16 protein-coding genes and 1 pseudogene are annotated in these 18169 nt (G+C 46.2%); 5 read left to right on the top strand and 12 right to left on the bottom strand.

Going from position 1 to position 18169, the window contains the following annotated elements; genetic code table 11:
- Positions 1-183: hypothetical protein (locus QUB04_RS29305; protein ID WP_333289948.1), on the bottom strand; the 183-nt coding region annotated here is incomplete at its 3' end.
- A 30-nt stretch (positions 184-213) separates the two neighbouring features.
- Positions 214-1767: an NAD(P)/FAD-dependent oxidoreductase gene (locus QUB04_RS29310; protein ID WP_333289987.1), complete on the bottom strand. Its 1554-nt coding sequence runs from the start codon at positions 1765-1767 to the stop codon at positions 214-216.
- A gap of 250 nt (positions 1768-2017) precedes the next feature.
- On the opposite strand from QUB04_RS29310, the gene QUB04_RS29315 reads away from it, so the two are divergent.
- Entirely contained in the window at positions 2018-2605 is a 588-nt protein-coding gene (locus QUB04_RS29315) for a hypothetical protein (RefSeq protein ID WP_333289950.1), read from the top strand.
- 276 nt (positions 2606-2881) lie between these two features.
- Here the strand turns inward: QUB04_RS29315 and QUB04_RS29320 are convergent, their stop codons facing one another.
- From QUB04_RS29320 to QUB04_RS29330, 3 genes are all read right to left on the bottom strand, one after another.
- Positions 2882-3874 (bottom strand): permease, encoded by a 993-nt coding sequence (locus QUB04_RS29320; RefSeq protein ID WP_333289951.1) that lies wholly within the window; start codon positions 3872-3874, stop codon positions 2882-2884.
- A 16-nt stretch (positions 3875-3890) separates the two neighbouring features.
- Positions 3891-4133, bottom strand: coding sequence for a thioredoxin family protein (locus QUB04_RS29325; RefSeq protein WP_333289953.1), 243 nt, complete (start codon positions 4131-4133; stop codon positions 3891-3893).
- A 200-nt stretch (positions 4134-4333) separates the two neighbouring features.
- A complete protein-coding gene (locus tag QUB04_RS29330) occupies positions 4334-4837 on the bottom strand; it encodes a MerR family DNA-binding protein (RefSeq protein WP_333289955.1) in 504 nt (167 codons plus the stop codon).
- Between the two features lie 117 nt (positions 4838-4954).
- Here QUB04_RS29330 and QUB04_RS32675 point away from each other — a divergent pair.
- Positions 4955-5059, top strand: a pseudogene (locus QUB04_RS32675) (transposase family protein); the annotation flags it as partial.
- 427 nt (positions 5060-5486) lie between these two features.
- Positions 5487-8468, top strand: a complete 2982-nt coding sequence (locus tag QUB04_RS29335; protein ID WP_333289957.1) for a cation-transporting P-type ATPase — start codon at positions 5487-5489, stop codon at positions 8466-8468.
- A gap of 105 nt (positions 8469-8573) precedes the next feature.
- Here the strand turns inward: QUB04_RS29335 and QUB04_RS29340 are convergent, their stop codons facing one another.
- The 4 genes from QUB04_RS29340 to QUB04_RS29355 form a co-directional block, all read right to left on the bottom strand.
- A complete protein-coding gene (locus QUB04_RS29340; protein WP_333289959.1) occupies positions 8574-11414 on the bottom strand; it encodes a CHAT domain-containing tetratricopeptide repeat protein in 2841 nt (946 codons plus the stop codon).
- A 109-nt stretch (positions 11415-11523) separates the two neighbouring features.
- Positions 11524-11943 carry a type II toxin-antitoxin system VapC family toxin gene (locus QUB04_RS29345; RefSeq protein WP_333289961.1) on the bottom strand — a complete coding sequence of 140 codons (420 nt, stop codon included), beginning with the start codon at positions 11941-11943 and terminating at the stop codon, positions 11524-11526.
- Positions 11940-12482, bottom strand: coding sequence for a hypothetical protein (locus QUB04_RS29350; protein WP_333289963.1), 543 nt, complete (start codon positions 12480-12482; stop codon positions 11940-11942). The genes QUB04_RS29345 and QUB04_RS29350 overlap by 4 nt, the downstream gene beginning before the upstream one ends.
- A 222-nt stretch (positions 12483-12704) precedes the next feature.
- The gene (locus QUB04_RS29355) at positions 12705-13307 is read right to left on the bottom strand and encodes a hypothetical protein (protein ID WP_333289965.1); all 603 of its coding nucleotides are present in this window, start codon (positions 13305-13307) and stop codon (positions 12705-12707) included.
- An 83-nt stretch (positions 13308-13390) separates the two neighbouring features.
- On the opposite strand from QUB04_RS29355, the gene QUB04_RS29360 reads away from it, so the two are divergent.
- Positions 13391-14284, top strand: coding sequence for a hypothetical protein (locus tag QUB04_RS29360; protein WP_333289967.1), 894 nt, complete (start codon positions 13391-13393; stop codon positions 14282-14284).
- A gap of 213 nt (positions 14285-14497) precedes the next feature.
- Here the strand turns inward: QUB04_RS29360 and QUB04_RS29365 are convergent, their stop codons facing one another.
- Positions 14498-14980: a hypothetical protein gene (locus tag QUB04_RS29365; protein WP_333289969.1), complete on the bottom strand. Its 483-nt coding sequence runs from the start codon at positions 14978-14980 to the stop codon at positions 14498-14500.
- Between the two features lie 210 nt (positions 14981-15190).
- Here QUB04_RS29365 and QUB04_RS29370 point away from each other — a divergent pair, with 210 nt between their 5' ends.
- Positions 15191-15376 carry a ribbon-helix-helix domain-containing protein gene (locus QUB04_RS29370; RefSeq protein WP_172188865.1) on the top strand — a complete coding sequence of 62 codons (186 nt, stop codon included), beginning with the start codon at positions 15191-15193 and terminating at the stop codon, positions 15374-15376.
- Between the two features lie 314 nt (positions 15377-15690).
- Here the strand turns inward: QUB04_RS29370 and QUB04_RS29375 are convergent, their stop codons facing one another.
- On the bottom strand, positions 15691-17655 hold the full coding sequence (locus QUB04_RS29375) for a HAMP domain-containing sensor histidine kinase (protein ID WP_333289971.1): 1965 nt from the start codon (positions 17653-17655) through the stop codon (positions 15691-15693).
- 180 nt (positions 17656-17835) lie between these two features.
- On the bottom strand, positions 17836-18141 hold the full coding sequence (locus QUB04_RS29380; RefSeq protein ID WP_333289973.1) for a hypothetical protein: 306 nt from the start codon (positions 18139-18141) through the stop codon (positions 17836-17838).
- Positions 18142-18169 lie beyond the last annotated feature (28 nt).

Genomic DNA, 18169 nt, shown 5'->3' on the forward strand with positions numbered 1-18169 from the left:
TGCCCAATGCCCAATGCCCAATGCCCAATGCCCAATGCCCAATGCCCAATGCCCAATGCCCAATGCCCAATGCCCAATGCCCAATGCCCAATGCCCAATGCCCAATGCCCAATGCCCAATGCCCAATGCCCAATGCCCAATGCCCAATGCCCAATGCCCAATGCCCAATGCCCGCGAGAGCACCTCATGTTATTGAGAAAGGCTATATAACAACTAATTAATAACTTCCCGAATCAATTCCAAATGTTTGTACAAAGGTGCGATCGTATTGGCGGCGATCGCACCGCTAGCAGCAACAGCGGGCAAACCTATTCCCGGAAACGTCGAATCTCCGCAGCAAAACAGCCCCGCTAAAGGCGTTCTCGGCCCGGGAAACAAGCCGCTACCCGCCCGAATTCCGGGCCCGTAGGAACCGCGATGGCGGCGCAAAAACCGTTCGTGGGTGAGGGGTGTCCCAACTAAGGTGACTTCGCAGCGCGATCGAATATTGGGGATAATTCTCTCTAAGGCTTCCCACATTACCTCGGCGCGCGCTTGTTTTTGCAGCTTGTACTCTTCGCTGGTGCGATCGAGCTTTTGCCACAAATCGTAAGGCTCGTTTCCGGGGGTATATGCGTGAATGACGTGCTTTCCCGGAGGCGCGAGGTCGGGGTCGAGGAGGGAGGGAATCGAGACGAGAACGACGTTCTGAGGGGCGGAAACGCCCTTTTCCCAGTCTTTGACGAAGATGTAGTGACAAGCCAAGTCCGATCGCACTCCGGCAGCATCAATTCCCAGATGCAGGTGCATGAAGCTGTCGCACTCGGGCGTGGTCTGCCTCTGTTGCCGAAACCTTTGCGGGACTGAGGTTTCAGGCAACAGTTTCAGGGTATCCCAAACGGATGCGTTGGAGACGACGGCTTTGTGCGATCGAATAATTTTACCCGATCGCAGCCGCACGCCCGCAGCCCGGTTGTTTTCCACCAAAACTTCTGCAACGTGGGAATTTAGCAGCAACTGCCCTCCGTGGCGCTCTAAACCGCGTACCAGGGCATTTACCAAAGCTGCACTACCGCCGATCGGATAGTCCAAAACTGCATTGGGGCGATACCAGTCGGCGAACATGAAAGCGACTTCGGCTGCGATCGTTCCGTCGGCGGGAAGTCCAGACAGCAGGAAACACAACAAATTCAGCCAATTTCGGACAAACGGATCTTTGACATTTTTGTCCATAATTTTGCTGAAAGGGCCTGCAAGTGCGATCGCCTCGCCAGCACTTTGCAGGAAAGCCGGCGCAAATTGGCCGAGGGTAAAAACAGCGCCTAAATCGAAGCGCAAAGCCAGGGATGGCAAGGCTATGGCAGCTTTGGCGTAGGGTTCCATGATGCGCTGGAGTTGCTGCCATTCGGCGACTGCTTCCGCGCCGCGCAGTCGTGCGAGCACTTCGCCAAATTGACTCGCACCAACGGATGTGTCGAAATCGCCTTCTGGCAAACAGCAACCCCAGGTATCGTAGGTGATGCAGGGGAGTTTTTCGCCGATCGCATCCAACACTTGCCGCAGCGGATTGGCAGACGGGCTGTAGGATAATCCTGAGTACAGGGAGGGCCCGGAGTCGAAGCTAAATCCGCCGCGTTCAAAACCGTGTGCGGCCCCGCCGGCGATCGAATGGCTTTCGCAAACCACAACCTCAAAGCCATAGCGGGCGAGCATTGCAGCGCAAGTCAAGCCGCCTACTCCGCTGCCGATGATGATGATTTCTGTGTCTGTGGGGGCGATCGCAACCATGTTTTTCTCCGCTACTTCAGCTAATATTATCAATGTCTTGCAGCTTTAGGACTTAGGCATTTAACAGATGCGATCGTCCCTAGCCCTCCTTAACAAGGGGAGTAGGGCGTGGGACAAGAAGCAGTCAAAGCCCCCCTTAATAAGGGCGAAGAAGCAGTAAAAGTCAACCCCTAATCCCCGATTTTTTGGGGAATTTAGGGGGAGTTCGACTCAGCTACCACCCTTAAAATACAAATCTGTATATTATTAAATGGAAAATCTATCTATTCTAGAACAAGCCGCTAAATCGAATACAAAACCATCTCCCGATGCTGTAGTCGCTGCCCTCATAGAATCTGAGAAAAACGCGAAAAAAAATAAAATTCGCTATTCTTTCGAGCAATTAATCGGCAACTGGCAACTCTGCTTTATCACCGGCACCAAAAAGACTCGACAAAAAGCGGGGATTGTGTTGGGTGCGGGACGTTACATCCCTGAGTGGGTGGCGAGAATTCAAATTGCTTATTCGGCCGAACCTGTTGCTGAAGGGGAAGAGAATAGCGAAATCGGCAGGGTGGAAAATTCGGTGCAAGTTGGGGCGATCGTACTAACTCTTTCGGGGCCGACTAAGTTTTTGGTTAATAAAAATATTTTAGCTTTTGATTTTACCAGAATTACGGTGAAATTGTTGGGTAAAACTGTGTATCAAGGATTTATTCGCGGTGGAGAAGCGCGGGAGGCGGAATTTTTTAGTTTGAGTGTGGGGAAGCAGGCATTTTTTGCATATTTTCTGGTAGAAGATGGGATAATTGCCGCTAGGGGAAGGGGCGGCGGCTTGGCTTTGTGGGGGAGAGTTTAGAGGAATTAAGGAGGCGATGGAGTAATTGTTTTTGATCGCAGCCCCGTATTGGCGAATTCCCAGGGGATTTTTGACCCGAAATACAGTCGAGATTGTCTGCATATGAACCCAGAAGGCTATGCGGCACTCAACTAAGATACAGAGTATTTCAAGTTTATGAGGTATACCCCAGAAACCGGGTCTCTTTACAGTTCTCGCATCATTAATAATTCTGTTGCTCGAAACCCGGTTTCTCGCGATATACATCTACATGGAATATGCTGTAGTAGGTTGCAGCTAAGCAAGAAGAGCATTGAATAAATAGCCGATACTGATTATGCCAAGAGTCATTAGGCTGATGAAAACAGCTAAAAGTTGAGGGCGAAGAACTTTTTTCAGAATGATCATCTCAGGTAATGAAAGAGCGGTAACAGCCATTGTGAAAGCTAACACAGTTCCGAGGGGCATTCCTTTGTTAACCAATGCTTCAGTAATCGGCATCACACCTGCAATATTCGCATAGAGTGGCACACCTAAAATAACAGCAATAGGAACGGCTAAGGGGTTGTCAGGTCCTGCTATCTGGGTGACTAAAGTAGTCGGAACATAACCATGAATTCCTGCACCGATCGCAATTCCTAAGACCACATAAAGCCAAACGGATTTCACAATTTGACTAGATTGAAACCATCCCTGTTCAAATCGCTGCTTCCAAGTGAGCTGATTAGATTCAAATTCATCTGTTTGATCCTCTAGTAATCTGGATTTTTGGATTTCCCAAACAAAGGGTTCTACCCATTTTTCTAATTTTAGTAATCCGATGATATATCCAGCCACGATCGCCAATCCAACGCCGAAGCCGATATAAAGAAGTGTAACCTTCAACCCAAATAATCCCCAGATCAACACCACCGCCACCTCATTGACCATTGGTGCTGAGATCAGATAGGAAAATGTGACTCCTAAAGGAACACCTGCTTCCAAAAATCCGATAAAAAGAGGAACCGCCGAACAGGAGCAAAACGGTGTAATTATGCCCACCATAGCCGCCAGGATATTCCCGCCGAAGGTGCGCTTGCCTTCTAACCAATGCCGGACTTTTTCGGGTTCTAAAAAGCTTTGAAATGTACCAACAATAAAACTGATTACAATCAGCAATGTTAAAACTTTAGGTACATCGTAAAGGAAAAAATGTAAACTGGCTCCGAGGTGAGATTGTATAGATAAACCCAAGAGGCGAGTCACAATCTGAGTAGCTAACCAGTCGAACGGATAAAACGGATCGAACATGGTTTTTCTCCAATTATTAGAGTTGTAAGAGTCTCTGAATTTCTGCGCTCGCGATCACTTTTCCTTTGCTGACGACTTTGCCGTTGATGGTCAATGCTGGAGTAGACATCACACCGCGTTTAGCAATTTCGATCGGGTCGGTGATGTGCAGGATTTCAGCTTCTAAATTCAAAGCGGCGATCGCCTCCTTGGCATTAGCTTCCAACTGCTGACATTTTTTACAACCCGCTCCTAATATTTCCATCTCCATCGCATTCATAGCATGGCTCCTTTTTTACTTATGTAATTCTGTTCAGTTATAGGCTCAGGTAGAGCTAAATTTTACAGTCAAGATGCTCTTTTAGCGCGCGCTGCTTCTGGTTATGGTTCAAGAACGAGGCATTGATAAGCTGGATCGGGATGTTCTAATTTGATTTGATATTGCTCGACCAAAGGCACTAGCTCATCATGCAGCGATCGCTATTGTGGAATGTTGTCCTCAATTGCCTGAGCTTTCTTGTTTAGTCTGTCATCGACGGCTTGACAGGTGAGTAATTGCCCATCTTCCAACGCTAGAACTTCCTTAATTTCCTCAAGACTTAGCCCTAAAGACTTGGCACTAGAAATAAAGGCAAGTCGTTCCATATCCTGCCGACTAAAGAGGCGATCGCCCGCTTCAGTCCGCTGGGGAGATGGGCTCAGTCCAATACGCTTATAAAAATATAGGATAGAGTTTGTGGATTGAGTCCTAAACGACGAGAGACTTCGCCCAATTGGAACATTGGTATTATCTCCATTGCAACCTATTATACTAATACTATACCCTATATCAAGGTATAGAGTATAGGGTGAGAAGTTAAGATTTGTTGAAGCTACTGGATGCAGGGTCAGCTCATCAAATTTGGTAACAATTGTACTTGCCAGACAAGAACCTAGTATTGTGCCGAGAGACCTATTTTTTAAAACCTCTCCAGGAAACAGCATTATGTCTCAGGGCTTGAAAATTAAATCTGTTGGGCGAATAAAAATGGCCCTGCGAAAAATCCCAAAGCTGTGGTAGAAATTGGAGTTATTCAATAAAGTTTAGTCAAGCACTTTGGAGGAGTCAAAAACCCAAGAGTAGAGCGAACTAAGAAACATCAACTCACCGACATCTTAGTAATTGCAATCTTAGCTATAATTGGCGGCGCGAGGGGTATTGAAAACGAAGCTCATTGGAGTTTTAATTGTACTTTTGCCTCAGATGCTTGCCGGATTAGCTCTTTCCCGATTCCGCGCAATTTTGCTATTCTACAACGTATTGTACTCAATGCTATCACTCGTAAACAGACTCATAAACGCAGTATTATACAAAAAATGAAACGGACATCTATGGACAACGATTATATGACTCAAGTTCTCAGTTATTGTTTTAAAGACTCTACATTAGATTCCTTGTATTCCTTATGTAAACCCTAATTGATGTGTTCTTACCCTGCTACAGGATGCAATATTATTAGTATTAAAAGCCGAGAAATTATCTGCACAGTGGCAGCTCTCTCCCCTGGATATTGTAAGAAAAATTAAGTTTACGTAAATTCGTCGGAAAATATGCCAAGAATGATTGCATTAACTATTTCTAGGGTGGGGATGTATGGCAGTATCGCATCAACCAATTTGGACCCTATCACCAGAAGATGTATATCAATCCTTTGAAATCAGCGACAAGGGGTTATCTGATGAGCAAGCTTTCGATCGACTCGTAAAATTTGGCACGAATGAGTTGCCCGAACCCGCACATCGCCCTCTGTGGCTGAGATTTACCGATCAGTTAAGGCACTTTATGGCCCTGTTGCTATGGGTGGCAGGGATTTTGGCATTCATTTCGGGAACCCCTCAATTAGGTTGGGCAATCTGGGCGGTGATCGGGATTAATGCTGTATTCAGTTTTTGGCAAGAGTTTCAAGCAGAGCAAGCATTAGCGGCCTTAAAGAACGTCTTACCGATGCAGGTGAAAGTGTATCGGAATGGGGAACTAAAGCAGATTCCGGCAAAGGAACTGGTGCGTGGAGATGTGATGCAATTGGAAGAGGGCGATCGCGTCTCTGCGGATGCTCGGTTAGTCACAGATCAAAGCCTGTATCTGGATATTTCTGTAATGACTGGCGAATCGCTTCCTGTTGCCCGTAACGCTCATCCGGTGCGGGTGCGCGAAGCTGCATCAATCCGGGGTGGCAAAACGATACCAGCGGGCGAACATCCCTTACAAGAAAAGGTCAATCTGGCGGAAATCCCAAATTTGGTGCTCGCAGGCTCGACGGTTTCGTCAGGAAGGGGCGTTGCTGTGGTGTATGCCACGGGAGCACAAACCGAGTTTGGTCACGTAGCCCATCTCACTGCCGTTGTGAAACGGGAACCGAGCACGTTGGAAGTGCAGGTTGCTGAAATTGTGCGGATCATCACTGCGATCGCCCTTGGTATGGGAGTTCTGGTATTTCTGCTGACATACCTGCTGGTGGGCATGGAGCTCAAAGAGAGCTTTATTTTTGGGATCGGGATCATTGTGGCGCTGGTGCCAGAGGGCTTACTGCCGACGGTTACTTTGTCATTGGCGATCGGGGTGCGGCGAATGGTGCGCCGTAATGCTTTGGTGCGTCGTCTTTCGGCTGTGGAAACCCTGAGCGCTACAACGGTGATCTGCACCGACAAAACCGGAACGTTGACTAAAAACGAAATGACGGTGCATTATCTCTGGCTTCCCTGGGAATCTTCGGAGAACAGCCCAAATCCTGCCAGCCAAGAGTCGGCTGTCTCACCACCTCTTAACGGCAAGCAGAAATCCCATCCATCAATGACGGCGACTCTGATTGAAGTGACTGGCGCTGGATACGATCCTACGGCTGGTGAGGTTCAGATTCCCGCGAATTTTGAAGAATCCTGGAAAGTCAATTTGCTGCTTACGGGGGCGGCACTTTGCTCGAATGCACGGCTGATTCACCTGACAGCGCCTAGCCGTTGGCAAGAAATTGGCGATCCAACAGAAGCGGCTCTGCTGGTGGCTGCTGCCAAAGCCGGATTGAATCTGGAAACCCTGCAAAAACAGCTTCCCCGCTTGCGGGAGGTGCCTTTTGATTCTCGTCGCCGGATGATGACGGTGGTGTTGGACTGGCGATCGTCCGCGCTATGGAATAGCGATTTGCCGAACCTGGCTTTTACCAAGGGGGCACCGCTGGAAGTGTTGCGACACTGCACATCTATCTTGCGGAATGAAACTCTCTCAGAACTCACTCAATCCGACTCGAATGAAATAGTTGCGGCTAACGATGAGTTAGCCCAGCAAGGCTTTCGGGTTTTGGGGGTGGCGGCGCGCCGTGGGGGGAGTGAAATGTTGGATTTGCGATCGCAAGACTTAGAGCAAAACTTGATTTTTATTGGTCTGGTGGCGATGTTTGACCCGCCCCGTCCAGAGGTAAGAGAGGCTCTTGCTCAGTGCCATCAGGCAGGAATTAAGGTGACGATGGTGACGGGTGACTATGGACTGACTGCTGAGGCGATCGCCCGCAAAATTGGATTAGTTACGGATTCTGTACGGGTGGTAACGGGTGAAGGCATGGGGCATCTGTCGGATGCTCAATTGCAACAAATGCTGAAATATCGATCGGGGCTAGTGTTTGCTCGGATGTCTCCTGAGCATAAGCTGCGACTGGTGGAAGCGTATAAAACGATCGGCGATGTAGTTGCTGTGACGGGGGATGGAGTCAATGATGCACCAGCATTAAGGGCTGCCCATATTGGCATAGCTATGGGGATGAATGGCACCGATGTGGCACGAGAAGCCGCCGATATTGTCCTCACCGATGACAACTTTGCGACGATCGTTGTCGCGATCGAGGAGGGGCGAGCCGTGCATCAAAACATCCGCAAATTTATGACCTACATCCTGGCATCAAACCTGCCGGAATTAGTACCATTTCTGTTCATGGTGGCGTTGAAGATTCCTCCTGCACTGGTGATCATGCAGATTCTTGCTATTGATTTAGGAACTGATATAGTGCCTGCATTGGCATTGGGTGCAGAACGGGCAGAAGCCGGAACCATGCAGCAGCCCCCCCGGAAAAAATCGCAACCGCTTCTCGATCGGTCTCTGCTGTTGCGCGCCTATGGCTTCTTGGGATTGCTGGAAGCGGCCCTAGCGATGGCAGCATTTTTTGTGGTGTGGTGGAGTTACGGTTATGACTTGGCAGAATTACAAGCAGCAACGCCAAGCATTCTGTCTCATTCAGCAGATGCCGCTACGATCGCTATCTATACTCAAGCCATCACCATGACTCTGGCATCGGTTGTGGCTTGTCAAACGGGCAATGTCTTTGCTTGCCGATCGGAACGCGGATCAATTTTGCGGCTGGGATTCTTTTCTAATCCACAAATCTGGCTCGGAATTGCCTTTGAATGGATTTTAGTGGTGATCGTGATCAATAACGAATTTTTGAGCCGCATCTTTTCGACAGCACCTTTAGCACCCTGGCAATGGCTGCTATTGCTGGTGTGTCCACCGATCGTTTTAGGAGCAGAAGAACTACGAAAAGTGGTGTTTCCTGGGAAATTGATTCCGCAGCAGAGCCAGAAAGGTAATTAGGTTGAATTTTGTGAACACTTGCGACTCCTAATTGCTGACGATCGCATTTACGGATATAGCTACATCTGGAAATGCGATCGGGTTAACTGTTCCGCCTGTTAGTAACTACCGCGCATCGCCAATTAAAATAAACGGCGACCAATAAAACGGATGCCGAGCAATTTGACTCAACTTAGCTTGTCGCAAAGCTTCATTTTTACTCATTCCCTTATTGATATTTTGATAAAATTCAACCATCAAATCTTTAGTAGCGGAATCATCAACACTCCACAAACTCGCCATCACCGCTTGTGCGCCCGCACGCTCAAATATATATGCAACTCCCGATATTTCTTCACCGTTAGAATTCGCTTGCATAGCAGTTTGACACGCGCTTAAGGTGAGGAGTCTGGTGTTTTGCAATCCTAATAAGGCGGCATCGCGAATATTGAATTGGCTGTCAGCAAATAGCAGTGTATTTTCCTCCATGCCCAATTTTTGACAGCCTCCCTGTTGGAAACAGCCGTGAGTTGCTAGGTGCAAAAAGGGAAAGCGGGGTGCTTGAAGTTTGAATTGGTCGAGGGTGGCGGTATTGCCGATATAGGTGGAACTTCCCGGTAATAATTGAGCGATATTTCTAACTTCTGCTTCGGAACCGGGTAGATTTTGCGGATTTCGGGTGACGGGATTTCCTAATGCTAAGATGCCGCCTTGTAATGTCGAATCGGGAATTGACCTGGTAGAAATGCGGGTGAGATAGTTGACGGGATATTTCTGGATGAGGAATTCATCGGTTTGTTCGTCATAGAGCGTTTCAAAGGGGATGTATCGCAGTTTTCCCGTAGCGATGATGCTCAATTGTTTGGGTGAGAATGCCTTAATTTGGTCTTCTACGGGACGAATCAGGATTTCGTAGAGTTTGCTGCCAGTTACGGTGAAGTTAGTGTCGCCAGTATTTTGCAGTTGTTCGCGGTATTGAGTGAGGAGTTTGTCAAATTCTGCGGGATTAATAGTAATTTTTTTTACACTTAAACTGTCTTTTGTCAAGACAAATAGGGCGATCGTATTGGGGACATTCCCGATATTTGTGAGCAAAACTGGTTGAATGACAACTGTTCCGGGTGAGATACTTGCTTTTAGTTGGGCGATGTCTTTGAGTTTGGTTTCAAATAGTTCGGCGACTTCTGGGAAACTGCGGGAGATTTCTTCTGCTTGGCGGTTGACTTCTGCTTCTAATTCCCGCATTTGTCGGGAGAGATTTTCTGAGAATTTGTCTTTGAGTTGGCCGCGGAGGAATTGCAGTTGTTGATTTTTTTGATTCCACTCGTCAATGGCTTTTTGTGCTTGGGGGTTGGCAACTTTGGCGTCAATTAAGCGGGTGTAGTCGGCGAGATCTGCTGTGGTGGCGATGTTGACCCATTGAAAAGCGCGATCGGCTTGGTTTTGATCGATGAGGAGGGAGGTGAGGGCGATCGCTGGCCCGCTTTCAGCTTCTAGAAAATTTTGCCTATTTTCTCGCTGTAAACCACTCCGCATTTCTAAGGTAATTTGGACGGATTTCTCCCAATTGTCGATCGCTTGAGTCGGTTGCTTCGTATCTCGGTACACTCCACCAATATTACTCAAAGTAGTAGCTTCCCCGGCGCGATTGCTCACGGCTCGTATAATTGGTAAAGCTTCGTTATAGTATTTCAAAGCTTCTTGCGGTTGAGAGATGCTATCGTAAACTGCACCTATATTAATCAAAGCAGCAGATTCCCCAGCACTATCTTTTACTTCCCGCATAATTGGTAAAGCTTGGTTATAGTATTTCAAAGCTTCTTGCGGTTGAGAGATGCTGCTGTACACTCCACCAATATTGTTCAAAGTAATAGCTTCCCCAGCACGATCGCCTACTTTCTGCATAATTGGTAAAGCTTTGTTATAGAATTTCAAGGCTGCTTGCGGTTGGGAAATGCTGTTGAACACTGCACCAATGTTATTCAAAGTAGCAGCTTCCCCCGCGCGATAACTTATTTCCCGCTGAATTGGCAAGGCTTGATTAAAGTATTTCAATGCTTCTTGTGGCTGTCCGATGCTGTCGTACACTTGACCAATATTATTCAAAGTAGTAGCTTCCCTGGCGCGATCTTTTACTTCCCGCATAATTAGTAAAGCTTGATTAAAGTATTTCAATGCTTCTTGCGGTTGGGAAATTAAACCAATATTATTCAAAGTAGCGGATTCCCCGGCGCGATCTTTTGCTTCCCGCATAATTACTAAAGCTTGGTTATAGTATTTCAATGCTTCTTGCCGTTTTCCGATGCTGTTATACACTGCACCGATATTATTCAATGTAGCAGATTCCCCCGCGCGATCTTTTACTTCTCGCATAATTGGTAAAGCTTGATTAAAGTATTTCAATGCTTCTTGCGATTGGGAAATGCTGTTGTACACTGCACCGATATTATTCAATGTAGAAGCTTCCCCGGCGCGATCTTTTACTTCTCCCCTAATGAGTAAAGCTTGGTTATAGTATTTTAAAGCCTCTTGTGGTTGTCCGATACTATCGTAAACTCCACCAAGATTATTTAATGTAGTAGCTTCCCCAGCGCGATCGCCCACTTCCCGCCTAATTGGCAAAGCTTGGTTATAGTATTTCAATGCCTCTTGTGGTTGTCCGATTATGTGGTAGTTAAAACCAATAGAAGTGAGTGCTAAGGCTTCAATTTTTCTCATTTTAAATTGTCTTGCAATGGCTAGAACCTGCTGCAATGTTTCTATTGCCTGTCGCGGTTGTCCTTGCTGTCGCTGTTGCTTTGCTTGCTGTATAAGTTTCTGTACTTCTTGCACCTGCTGTATAAGTCTCTGTAATTCTTGAACCTGGGAATCTTGACTTTGCCCCCAACTAGGTTGAACCATCACCGGCACAGTCAGAGGAGTCAGACACACACCCAAAGCCAAAACACTGCTAATAATTCGTTTCATCTTTTTTATAAGTCACCCAATTCGATTAATAAAATAGGTATCAAACGCAGAATGTTTACTTAATATAGGTATCCCTTCTACCATTGCTTGTGCGATGAGCAAGCGATATTCAGACATACCAATTTTCTATTGGTAAATCTAAAAAATCTGCAAAGTCTGATACATTGTTCGTCACAAGTATCAATTCGTTAACTTTAGCGATCGCCGCAATTTGACCGTCTGCAAATGATGGAGTTTTTCCAATACTGGAGAGACGCGCTCTTTCTGTCGCGTGCCAGATGGCAGCATTAGTATCATAAGGCAGCAGAGGAATTTGAACTCGAACTGTCTCATAGAGATAACTTTCTAGAATTCGACGTTTCCTTGATTCAGGAAGTCGCTTACACCCAAATAAAAGTTCGTGAAATACAACTGTTGCCGTCGCAACTTCTTCTTTGTATCGCTCTAACATTTTGACTACATTTGCATTCGGAATTGGTCGAGTTGGTTCCGAAAGTACGTTAGTATCTAATAAAAATCGCAAACTCACAAAATAACCTCGCGCCCTGGTGATGAATCTCTGAGTCCCTCAAAAACTTCTGCCTCTATTCCTGCTTCTTCTAGATTGTTTTCTTGACGAAACTTTTGGATTGCTTCCCAAAAATTTTGAGGTTGCTCAATCTGGCGTTCTTTCTCAATTTTAGCAATAATTTCAGTTAATTCAGCAGATACTTTAGTCAATTCTTTAGCTTTTTCCAGCAAGCTATTGACTAACGGTGATGGCAATAACTCCAGCGGTTCGTCAAAGTCATCAGAAGTTGTAATTAATCCTCGATCGCTCCCAAATCGGCTAGGTGTAGGCGAAGATTCTTCAACTTCCTGCAAAGTTTCTGCTTCAACTGTTTCTGTGATACCTTTAACTTGACTTGATTGAGATGGCATCCTTTTTCTGAGATAAATTGCAGATATCAGGTCAGACCAAGTAAAGTTTTCAGGTAATTGATCGATTAAGCTGCGGACTTCTTCTTTAAGATTGATGGTTTCCATCGGTTTTAGTAAAGAGAGTTGGGATTTTAATTTTAGTGCCACTAATATTTTACATTTGTTGCAACAGTCCGCCAAGGGTTAAAACCCCTGCCTCAAAGCTTAAGTTCTCGGTCGAGGACTGCAAGATCGAGAAGGATGCAAGATTTGAAGTGAAATAGACAGGAATTACGCACTCCGACTCCTCGAAACCGGGTTTTTTACCGAATCTGCGCGCTGCACGAAATATTTTCCTAAAAAAACCCGGTTTCTGACCTCCCGACGGACTCAAGAGGGAGTCGCTGCAATTGTCATCGTCTTTTTCTGCACATCAAATTGCATTTCATCCACGACAAATTGCCGTTTATTTTTCCCATCTCCAACCATAACTGACCTGAGACTGTCCAACTTGTCAAGAGAAAGAACAGACTCTAGCTTCACCTCCGCTTGACCTTGATTCGGATCTAGCAAGCGAAAAGCGTTCATGGGAATACCGCGCCAAGTCTCAGGACGGCCTTTCGCTGGAGTGCCATCGCCCCGAACAATTGGCCCCCCATTACTGTAATAAACCACCGCAGTTTTGGAAAACACAATTTTATCAATTTGACTCAAGGGGATTGATACCTTGTCCCGTCCTCGCTGAATCGATATTTTTTGCGTTTTCTCGTCAATCTCTACAACTCTACCGCTTTGTGGTGTGCCCTTTTTCATAGAAATTTTTGCATCCGTCGGCAACGCTACTGGTATCGGCTGACTACCGTTAGCCTCTGCTTGTACCGATGGCAAATTCTGTTTCTGGACTTCCTGACTTGCCGCATTAACTTGTGCAGCCATACCCGCTGTTACTGTAAAAAGTGCTACAACTAGAAATGAAAGTGTTTTGCGTTTCATCGTCCCCTAGACCCCCTTCAAGGATAAGCGTTACCCGTGCTACTGTCCTAAAATTGTACTCCACATCCCTTGAAGGTGATTCCGTGACCGCTTCTCCCCAACCTACTCCAGAATCGAATATTTTAGGCAACTTTGCCAGTGTTGTTGGCTTGCTTGGTGCCGCTTTGTTTTTCACCGGCTGGATTTATCGCTGGTCTTATTTTTACTGCTTTCAGCTAAATGTAATTACCCTCGATTTACCAGTAGAATCGTTTTTCCTAGTACCGCTTCAGGTGTTTTTAGGTGATGGCTGGACAATACTCAGAAGTGCGATCGCACTTCTGCTGACAGCCCTGGCGATTTACCTCTCTTTGTGGCTGGTTAATAGTATAAACAAGACAGTTGCTGTTAAAATTAATCGCAGAGCTAGACGTTGGCGTTTCTCGGCTCGCAGAAGAAGATTAGGGTTGCTTCATCGCTTCCTGAAATCTTGGCAGCGATTTAATATCAATAGATTTAACTCGATCAAATTATTGCGATCGCTCGTTGACGAAATTATTATTGTCGGTTGGGTATTGCTAGTTTTATTCTGGTCAGCTTACCACCAAGGTATTGCTGATGCCCGACGCGACGCGGGCGAAACTTCGACTTTACCTGTAGTTACTTTAGTCGCCAAGGAAGATAATATTGCTTTAGGCAGAAAGCTCAATAATGTCTTTGATGACCAACTTACTCTAGAAAAGTATAAATTCATTGGCGATAAAGGTTTATTTGACGACTGGCTAGGCAAGGCAGATACGGATACTTCTAACCCCAAAGAACCGAGAGTTTGGCGGTTGCTTTTGGAAAGAGGAAACTGGATTTATCTGTTTCCGGCTTTAACAAAAGAACAGCAAACAAACCCTAAAGCTCGCCCGCCAGTGATTGCCATTCAACAAAGTCAATCCGGCGATCAATTGTTAATTGTAAGTCCCGAAGCTTCTAAACCTTCTAAATAAATTTGGGGCTGGTTGATTGGATGCCAAAATAGTCGAGATCCCCCCTAACCCCCCTTAAGAAGGGGGGGACAAGAGCATTCAAAGTCCCCCTTCTTAAGGGGGATTTAGGGGGATCAAAACTCAACAACAAGTGAGAGATACAAAGTCCCCCTTCTTAAGGGGGATTTAGGGGGATCTGGATTTAGTACACCCTACGGGATTTGTGTTTATTGATTAAGCCCGATCGCACACAACTTCAAACACACCCCCTGGAATAAACCGACACAAAGCCCTCCGCCGATCGTCCGCATCTTGGCGATTGACAAAACGCGCAATTGTATAGTGCTCAGCATTCGGTAAAATGCGGACGATCGCCCAAGAAGTGCGATCGCCCTGCTTTGACTTTTCAGATGTTTTCAAGATCGAATTTGGGTTGAGTTCGATCGCGGGGCGATCGGCGATCGTCGGAGAATTTGCTTTTCTGAGAGTATTGAGGTAGCGGGCGATCGTACTTCCTTTGAGATTCGCGCCGACGCGCAGAATCAGAAACACCGCAAAGCTTTCGATCTCTGGCCCAGTCATGCGCGCGCGATCGGCCTCAAAATCCTCATCAGAGTAGCTGCGGATACCCGACAGCAGTTGCGTAATGCCAAAATCATTCAAAGCTTGTTGATAGCCGCGGTTATATTCGCTGCCGTCGCTCACAGGCTTTACCATAGTAATAGTCTCCTTTTATGTGGATTGTCTCCTTGTATTTGGGGAACCATTAGCCAGCGCGGGCCCTGCAAAAGTTCAGCGCTGGCTTTTGACTCTCTAAAAATATAGCGCATAATGCAGCATATTGCAACACTTTGCTGCATATTCGACAAAATTGTCTAAAATACTCGACAATGACGATCGGCTTAAATAAGAAACAATTACCCTCTAATGGCTAAACGCATATCAACCTCCATAGCAGAAGGAATTTATGACCTACTTCAAGAGTGGGCAAATGAGGAACGCCGTTCAATCAGTGGCTTGTCAGCATTCATTTTGGAACAAGCTGTCAGAGAACGTCAAAAACAAATGCAAAAACAGTCCCCACCATCCGATGAGAAGCAGGAGAAAAGTTGAGTGGACGCATCAAAGCCACAGAAACCGGGTTTTTTGCGGTTTTTGCCGGCTGTAACGCGTCTTTCGGTAAAAAAACCCGGTTTCTGACCACCCGTGCGTCCAGAACTATATGAAATTTATCGGCATAGACTTAGGTTGGATCTCAGCAGCAAGCGGTTTGTGCTGTTTGAATTGGCAAAATAACCAATTAGAATTAATAGAGTGCGATCGCCCCCACTGACAAGACTAAAGCATTTCGACATACAGCCAGAGGTTTGAAACATACATTTTCGCCCCTCTGCCTACCCCCCTACATCTCTCGCCCAAAAATTACATCACCCGTTTCCCGCTGGTATACGGACAGTGAAAATAGACCCTTTCCCCTCTTCGCTTTCTACCAAAATTTCCCCACCCATTATCTGACAGTAGTAGCGGCTAAGTGTCAGCCCCAATCCGGCGCCGTCGTAAGGTCGCGTTGTTGAACAGTCAGCTTGCACAAAAGCTTCAAACAATTTGTGCTGTTGTTCTTCCGACATTCCAATTCCGGTATCTTTAACAGATAAACAAATCCAATCCGAGTCTTGAACATTCAGCAGGGGACAAGCAATCGCCCCAGAATGAGTTTCATCGGCCGCCATTGAATTGTCAATAGCCGATCGCCCTGCTGCATTCAATTTGCCACTTCCTGCAATGCGCCTGACACTCAGTTTCACCCTACCGTTTTTGGTGAACTTCGCAGCATTACTCAACAGATGTATCAAAACCTGGCGCACTTTTTTGAAATCTGCGTGCATTATGCCCACAGTTCGATCGCACTCAATCTCCAAAACATTGCCATTTTTCTCTATCAACGGTTTCGCGGCACTCGCAACATTATCAACCAGTGATTCGATGTCAAACTCCTGGATTTCGAGTTTCATACCCCCCGCTTCAATTTTTGACAAATCAAGGATATCGTTAATCAAAGATAGCAGATGCGCCCCTGCTTGTTCAATCTTCTGCAAGTCGGGTACAAACTCATCAAATCCCGCATCTTGGGCATCTTCTGAAAGTAGTTGACTGTAGCCGATAATCGCATTTAGAGGCGTCCGCAATTCGTGGCTCATAGTTGCTAAAAACTGGCTTTTAGCAGTGTTAGCGGCGACGGCGACTTCCTTCGCTTGTTCTAATTCTTTTGTATGTCCCGAAACCCGCTCGATTAGGTGATTGAGAGAGACCGCCAGAGAGCCGATTTCGCCTTGTCCCGTGACGGGTGCTCGCAAGTCAAAATTAGACTCAGCGGCTACTTGTTGGGCCACCTGAGTGACGCTGATAACAGGTTGGGCGATCGCCCGACTCGTCCGGTAAGCCACAATTCCCGCCACCACTACCGACAGCAGCATACTAATAATAATTATGGCTTTTTCCATTCCTTGGGCCTCTTCCATCACTTCACCGCCTTGGCCCTCTTGCTGCTGGGCAATATCGAGGATTTTGCTCAATTCTTCCAGGCTGCTGTTGAGCTGTTTTACACCTTCTCCGCTTTCGATTGCGAGCAATTTTCGGGCAGACTCTACGTCCCGATGCGATAGTTGCGATTGCTGGATTTCCTGCAAAGTTGACTTGAGAGTATCGGCGTAGGCTTCTAAATTTTTAGTGCAATCTTGCACTAAAAACTTGATAACTTCCGGTTTTGCTGCCAGCCAAGCGGGTTGGCTGTCGGCAAACTTTTCTATATGCAAACGCAGATATTTGGCCTTAACAATACTCTTAACCAACTGCTCTTCTTGCTGTTTTAGCTTGACCGAATTATCTACAAAAGAATCTAGCTGTGAACCCTGCAATTGGGCCGCTAGGGTGGCCTCTTTAAAATTGCCTAGCAATTGCGCTTGTAGGTGAGCATCATTGAATTGCTTTAATCCTTTTCCTTGGTAGTAATCGGCAATCACCAGTCCGCTCAGCGAACCCACAAAGCCGATTCCTATTGCCAGCAAATACCCGTAGCCAATTTTTTGATGGATAGGCAAACCGCCAATTTTAGATGGCAAACTTTTCCTGACTTTTAAGGATAACTTTTCTACAAAATTAGGGTGAGATTTTTTATTATTCACGGTTGCTCCAGAAGCCACTTCTTCGGAAATACAAACTGGCATCTGTTTACCTAAATTGATATTTTTTGGGTTAACCTTTCGCGTTTTCACGTTTTTTGTCGGCGGGTTAAATGGTTCTAAGTCTGGATTCAATTCCCCCTGGTCTTCCCAAACGGCAACCGAGAAACTTGCTTCGTGTCCTGTTTTGTTTGGCAAGTTAATTTTTGACATATGCAACCCCTGTATTCTGTTAAAATCTACCACGCTCTTAAGTTCTCCAAACGGAAAAGCTTGTCTATTTGACGGTAGACATCTGCGAAAAAGCATCTGAAACTCTTTTCGATTCAGAGGAGACACTTAAATTCGGTTGATGTCTAATAGATAATTAGGCTGTTGAGGACTGTGGGCAAATTACTTTTTCGGCTCGTAAAAGTCTGCAGCAGGCAAAAAAAATAAAAATTTATCCCCGCAGTGAATTATCCCCGCGTGGAATTTTACAGGCAGAAAATTCTCTCTGACCTGTTTGGCCTGTGATTCGCCCAAAGCTGATATTGTCTGTTGACCATGCACCCGATTCCTTGGCTTTGGACTTGGGCTGCCAGCAATGCGACGATTGCTTGACGGTTTTTGTTGAGCATCCGACAACTTCATAGCACAGAATGTCACAAATGCAGCAGCCGATCGAACTTTTGCACCCTGGCGATCGACTTTTGGCATCGTTGCCCCGCAAAGACAAGTCTGATGT

This window comes from Microcoleus sp. D2_18a_B4 (assembly GCF_036702475.1).
Lineage (GTDB): Bacteria > Cyanobacteriota > Cyanobacteriia > Cyanobacteriales > Microcoleaceae > Microcoleus.

Coding starts and splice junctions, on each gene's coding strand:
- QUB04_RS29310 (WP_333289987.1), bottom strand. CDS start 1,767: ATGGTTGCGATCGCCCCCACAGACACAGAAATCATCATCATCGGCAGC.
- QUB04_RS29315 (WP_333289950.1), top strand. CDS start 2,018: ATGGAAAATCTATCTATTCTAGAACAAGCCGCTAAATCGAATACAAAA.
- QUB04_RS29320 (WP_333289951.1), bottom strand. CDS start 3,874: ATGTTCGATCCGTTTTATCCGTTCGACTGGTTAGCTACTCAGATTGTG.
- QUB04_RS29325 (WP_333289953.1), bottom strand. CDS start 4,133: ATGAATGCGATGGAGATGGAAATATTAGGAGCGGGTTGTAAAAAATGT.
- QUB04_RS29330 (WP_333289955.1), bottom strand. CDS start 4,837: ATGCTGTTTCCTGGAGAGGTTTTAAAAAATAGGTCTCTCGGCACAATA.
- QUB04_RS29335 (WP_333289957.1), top strand. CDS start 5,487: ATGGCAGTATCGCATCAACCAATTTGGACCCTATCACCAGAAGATGTA.
- QUB04_RS29340 (WP_333289959.1), bottom strand. CDS start 11,414: ATGAAACGAATTATTAGCAGTGTTTTGGCTTTGGGTGTGTGTCTGACT.
- QUB04_RS29355 (WP_333289965.1), bottom strand. CDS start 13,307: ATGAAACGCAAAACACTTTCATTTCTAGTTGTAGCACTTTTTACAGTA.
- QUB04_RS29365 (WP_333289969.1), bottom strand. CDS start 14,980: ATGGTAAAGCCTGTGAGCGACGGCAGCGAATATAACCGCGGCTATCAA.
- QUB04_RS29370 (WP_172188865.1), top strand. CDS start 15,191: ATGGCTAAACGCATATCAACCTCCATAGCAGAAGGAATTTATGACCTA.
- QUB04_RS29375 (WP_333289971.1), bottom strand. CDS start 17,655: ATGTCAAAAATTAACTTGCCAAACAAAACAGGACACGAAGCAAGTTTC.
- QUB04_RS29380 (WP_333289973.1), bottom strand. CDS start 18,141: ATGCCAAAAGTCGATCGCCAGGGTGCAAAAGTTCGATCGGCTGCTGCA.